The following is a 5155-nucleotide window of genomic DNA, read 5'->3' as shown; positions in this document are numbered from 1 at the left end:
TTCCAGTTCTTTCAGCATTTCATCAATCAGTTGTTTGCGGTTTTCGTTGCTGTGAGTTGCTTCGGATTTATGCTCGGTTTCCAATTGCTGGCGAGCACCACCAATAGTAAAACCCTGTTCATAAAGCAAGCCACGAATTTCGCGAATCAATACCACATCATGGCGTTGATAATACCGGCGATTTCCGCGACGTTTTACCGGTTTTAGTTGCGTAAATTCTTGTTCCCAGTAACGTAAAACATGCGGTTTAACCCCGCATAATTCACTCACTTCACCAATGGTAAAGTAGCGTTTACCAGGAATGGCCGGTAGTTCGTTGTTATTACTCGCCTCTAGCATAACTGTCCACCCTTGCTTTCAGTTTTTGGCCAGGACGGAAAGTAACGACACGACGGGCGGTGATTGGAATCTCTTCACCCGTTTTCGGGTTACGGCCAGGCCGTTCATTTTTGTCGCGTAATTCGAAATTACCAAATCCGGAAAGTTTTACCTGATCACCTTCTTCAAGTGCTCCACGGATTTCTTCAAAGAACATTTCAACCAGTTCTTTTGCTTCACGTTTATTAAATCCCAACTCTTCGTATAGTTGTTCCGTCATATCGGCTTTTGTGAGTGCCATTCTTTACCCCTATTCTTATTATTGAACCGACGTTAGGTTCTGACCATCGCACCCAAATCGCTTTGCAGCTTTTGAGTGATTTGTAATATTAAAGCATCGACTTCATCGTCGGTCATGGTTCGCTCACCATGCTGAAGATGGAAGGCAACCGCAATACTCTTCTTGCCAAGCTCGACACCATCTCCAGAATAAACGTCAAACAATTGAATTGACTTAAGAATATCAGACTCAATGCCTTTCAGGCAATGCTCTATTTCAAAGGCAACAACTGAGTTGTCGACGACTAATGCAAGATCCCTGCGAATAGCAGGATAACGTGACAAAGCGGTAAATTTTGGAATGGCGGATTGTAAGCAAACCGCCAATTCCAATTCAAAAACATAGGCTTTACCACCAAAGCCTAATGGTTTATTCAGTTTTGGATGTAAAGCGCCGATCCAACCTACAGCTTGTCCGTTCTGATAGATACGCGCAGATTGTCCCGGGTGCAATGCTGGATGAGCTTCAGCTCGAAATTCAACTTGACCGTCACCTATAGCCAAAAGCGCTTCAACATCCGCTTTCACATCAAAAAAATCAACTTTACGGCTTTTATCGGCCCACTGTTCAGTATTTACATCGCCGTAAATCAGACCACCAATACATTGATATTGATCGATGTCTGCCAGTTCTCCGCGAAATACACTGCCTACTTCAAACAAGCGGATACGATCGTGCTGGCGATTCAGGTTATACACCATCGCTTGCACCAAACCTGGCCAGAGAGAATGTCTCATTACCGATAAATCAGCAGAAATCGGGTTGGCCAATTTAATGGGGTCAGCTTCGCTGTCAGCAAAGTGTTTTTGTAATGTTGGATCAACAAAGCTGTAGGTAATAGCTTCATAATAACCACGATCTACCAATAAACTTTGTAAGCGTTCGGTCGCCAGTTGTTTTTCGGAAATTGCGCTGGGTAACACACTAATTGCAGGACGAGTTTGCGGCAACCGATCATAGCCATACAATCGTCCCAATTCTTCAATCAAATCGACTTCGATATTAATATCAAACCGGAAACTTGGCACAATAACCAGCCAGCCATCTCTAACTTGTGTAACTTCCAGACCCAAACGTGTCAGCTGTTCTTCTACTTCAGCAGCTTCCAGCTCAATTCCCAATACCCGTTTAATACGATTTGCACGTAGCAGAATTTGCGGCGTTTCAGGTAACGCACTTTCCTCACTGATAATCGTTAGCGGGCCTGGCTGACCACCGGCAATTTCCAGAATCAACTGCGTGGCCCGTTGCATTGCCTGTTGTGCCAATTGAGGATCAACACCCCGTTCAAAGCGATGNNCGCACTTTCTTCACTGACCACAGTAAGCGGGCCTGCCTGACCACCGGCAATCTCAAGGATCAAACTGGTAGCACGTTGCATTGCAAGTTCCGCAAGTTGCGGGTCAACGCCGCGTTCAAAGCGATGAGATGAATCAGTATGTAATCCGTAACTTCTCGCTTGTCCGGCAATCGCATCCGGCGCAAAAAAAGCCGCTTCGAGGAACAATGATGCTGTTGCAGAACCGACAGCTGACGCGTCTCCGCCCATAATTCCTGCAAGTGCCAATGGTCCAGATGCGTCTGCAATAACCAATGTTTGTTCAGCAATATCAACTTCCTGACCATCTAATAACGTCAGTTTTTCATTCGTTTTGGCATAACGTACCGTAATGGCCTGCTGCAATTTCTGCAGATCAAAGGCATGCATCGGCTGACCAAGTTCCAACATCACGTAATTAGTGATGTCGACAACGGCACTCAGGCTACGCAAACCGCTTCGACGCAGTTTTTCCTGCATCCACAACGGTGTTTTGGCTTTTGGATTAATATTTTCAATTACCCGGCCAATATAATTAGGGCAGGCTTGTTTGGCTTCTACCGAAACCGGAAATGTTGTCTGTATCGTCGCAGGCACTTCATTAATCGTTACAGGTGTCAGATTGGTACGACTGATCACGCCCAGTTCACGGGCAATACCGGCTACGCCCAGACAATCACTACGGTTTGGCGTTAAATCAACTTCAATGGTGAAATCATTTAATGCCAGATAATCACGAATATCGTTACCAACCGGAGCATCTTCAGGTAATTCCAATAATCCTTCCGAAGATTCTGCCAAACCAAGTTCTTTAGCAGAACACAACATTCCGAATGACGGTTCCCCGCGTAATTTGGCCTTTTTGATTTTAAAATCGCCGGGTAATACTGCCCCAACGACAGCCACTGGAATTTTCAGGCCTTCCCGAACATTGCTGGCACCACAGACAATATGCAATAACGCATCACCGGCAACATCCACTTCACAGACGCGCAATTTATCTGCATCAGGATGTGGGGCAACTGATTTTACCTGACCAACCAACACACCAGAAAAATCACCAGCAACCGGTGAAACAGAATCTACTTCCAACCCTGCTTGCGTCAGTTTCTCGGCAATCAACTGCACGTCAAAATCAGGATTTACCCATTCACGTAACCAGTTTTCACTTAATTTCATGGCGAACTTCCTATCCTATTTGAACTGACGCAGGAAGCGCAGATCGTTCTCAAAAAATAATCGCAGATCATTCACGCCATAACGCAGCATCGCCAGACGCTCAACGCCCATACCAAAGGCCAGACCCAGATATTTTTCACTATCAATGTTTACATGTTCGAATACTTTTGGATGCACCATGCCGCAGCCTAATACTTCCAACCAACCGGTATGACTACAAACACGGCAACCTTCACCACCACAGATCACACACTCAATATCAGCTTCTGCTGACGGTTCGGTAAACGGAAAATAGGATGGACGAAAACGTACATTCAACGGTTTTTCGAAAAAAGCCTGCAGAAAGTCTGCCAGAATGCCTTTCAGATCGGTAAAACTGACATTCTCATCAACCATCAAGCCTTCGACCTGATGGAACATCGGAGTATGCGTTAAATCAGAATCACAGCGATACACACGACCCGGGGCAATGATGCGTAACGGCGGTTGCTGTTCTTCCATTACACGGATTTGTACTGGCGACGTATGGGTACGCAGCAGCATTTCAGCGTTGAAATAAAAGGTATCATGCATCGCACGCGCCGGATGGCTTTCAGGAATATTCAATGCAGTGAAATTATGATCACCGTCTTCGATTTCCGGCCCTTCGGCAATTTGAAAACCAATTTGACGAAAATATTGTTCAATACGCTGCAAAGTTCGGGTCACCGGATGCAGACCGCCTACTTCGGCGTTACGACCAGGCAAGGTGACATCAACGGTTTCAGCCGCCAAAGCAGCATTCATGGCCTGTTCAGCAAGAATTTTGCTGCGAGCTTCAGTCAGACCAGCGACTTCCTGCTTGGCCAGATTCACTTCCTTACCAATGAGTGGCCGTTCTTCAGCACTGAGGTTACCCAGTTCTTTTACATACCCGGTAATCAAACCTTTTTTTCCCAGATATTCGACCCGGACGTTATCCAGTGTTTTAGCATCGGTCGCGTTTTCAATCGCGGTCTTCGCTGCCTCAACAATATCTTTTAATGCCAATAACTGCGATGACAGTTCAGCCATATTTCCTCCACCTGAGGATCAATCAGAAATAAAAAAGGGCCGTCATCAACGGCCCTTTCCTGTGCAACTAATAATATGATTCGCCTGAGTGAACCGAGTGATTAGTTAGCCAAAGCCGCCTTTGCTTTTGCAGCAATAGCAGCAAATGCAGCAGAATCGTGATAAGCAATATCTGCCAATACTTTACGATCGATTTCAATAGATGATTTTTTCAGACCATCGATCAAACGACTGTACGAAATTCCACATTCACGGGCAGCAGCGTTAATACGCGCAATCCACAATGTACGGAATACACGTTTTTTCTGACGACGATCACGGTATGCATATTGACCGGCTTTGGTAACTGCCTGGACAGCTACACGATAGACATTCTTGCGACGACCATAATAGCCTTTGGCCTGCGCGATAACTTTTTTATGACGGGCTCTGGCTGTTACACCACGTTTTACTCTAGCCATGGGAATACTCCTTAATTATAGAAGAGGCAATAATTTGCGGACTGACAAATGATCTGCTTTACAGATTGTCAACGTGGAACGCAGTTGGCGTTTCCGCTTAGTGCTTTTCTTGGTCAGGATATGGCTAGTAAACGCTTGAGCGCGTTTGAACTTTCCGCTACCGGTGCGTTTGAAACGCTTTGCCGCACCGCTGTGATTTTTCAATTTTGGCATTTGGAACTCCGCATTGTTAATTAATAATAGTTATTTTTTATTACTTGGCGCCAAAACCATAATCATTTGCCGACCCTCTTTCTTCGGATGCTGCTCAATAACCGACAGTTCTTTCAGATCATCGGCTACTCGTTCGAGCAGTTTCAGTCCTAAGTCCTGGTGGGCCATTTCACGTCCACGAAAGCGGAGGCTGACTTTGGTTTTATTACCTTCTTCGAGGAAACGTGTCAGGTTGCGTAGTTTTACCTGATAGTCACCCTCTTCCGTCCCTGG

General features: G+C 45.6%; 6 protein-coding genes and 1 pseudogene. All 7 read right to left on the bottom strand.

Annotated features, from left to right (window positions below):
* Positions 1 to 339, bottom strand: a 339-nt coding sequence (locus tag B3O33_RS01870) for a MerR family transcriptional regulator (RefSeq protein ID WP_292362816.1), incomplete at its 3' end; no start/stop codon positions are given.
* Complete coding sequence (gene ihfA, locus B3O33_RS01865) at positions 323 to 619, bottom strand: integration host factor subunit alpha (protein WP_014706670.1); 297 nt, start codon at positions 617 to 619, stop codon at positions 323 to 325. The genes B3O33_RS01870 and ihfA, both read right to left, overlap by 17 nt.
* A gap of 32 nt (positions 620 to 651) precedes the next feature.
* A pseudogene (gene pheT / locus B3O33_RS01860) lies at positions 652 to 3155 on the bottom strand (phenylalanine--tRNA ligase subunit beta).
* 15 nt (positions 3156 to 3170) lie between these two features.
* On the bottom strand, positions 3171 to 4208 hold the full coding sequence (gene pheS / locus B3O33_RS01855; protein WP_292360106.1) for a phenylalanine--tRNA ligase subunit alpha: 1038 nt from the start codon (positions 4206 to 4208) through the stop codon (positions 3171 to 3173).
* Between the two features lie 101 nt (positions 4209 to 4309).
* Positions 4310 to 4669: a 50S ribosomal protein L20 gene (rplT, locus tag B3O33_RS01850; RefSeq protein ID WP_014706667.1), complete on the bottom strand. Its 360-nt coding sequence runs from the start codon at positions 4667 to 4669 to the stop codon at positions 4310 to 4312.
* A 15-nt stretch (positions 4670 to 4684) separates the two neighbouring features.
* Entirely contained in the window at positions 4685 to 4882 is a 198-nt protein-coding gene (gene rpmI, locus B3O33_RS01845) for a 50S ribosomal protein L35 (RefSeq protein WP_014706666.1), read from the bottom strand.
* A gap of 30 nt (positions 4883 to 4912) precedes the next feature.
* On the bottom strand, positions 4913 to 5155 hold a 243-nt coding region (infC, locus tag B3O33_RS01840; protein WP_292362815.1), incomplete at its 5' end, for a translation initiation factor IF-3.

The sequence above is a fragment of the Methylophaga sp. UBA1464 genome (assembly GCF_002325665.1).
Taxonomy (GTDB): domain Bacteria; phylum Pseudomonadota; class Gammaproteobacteria; order Nitrosococcales; family Methylophagaceae; genus Methylophaga.
This window is presented reverse-complemented; position numbering and strand designations above follow the sequence as displayed.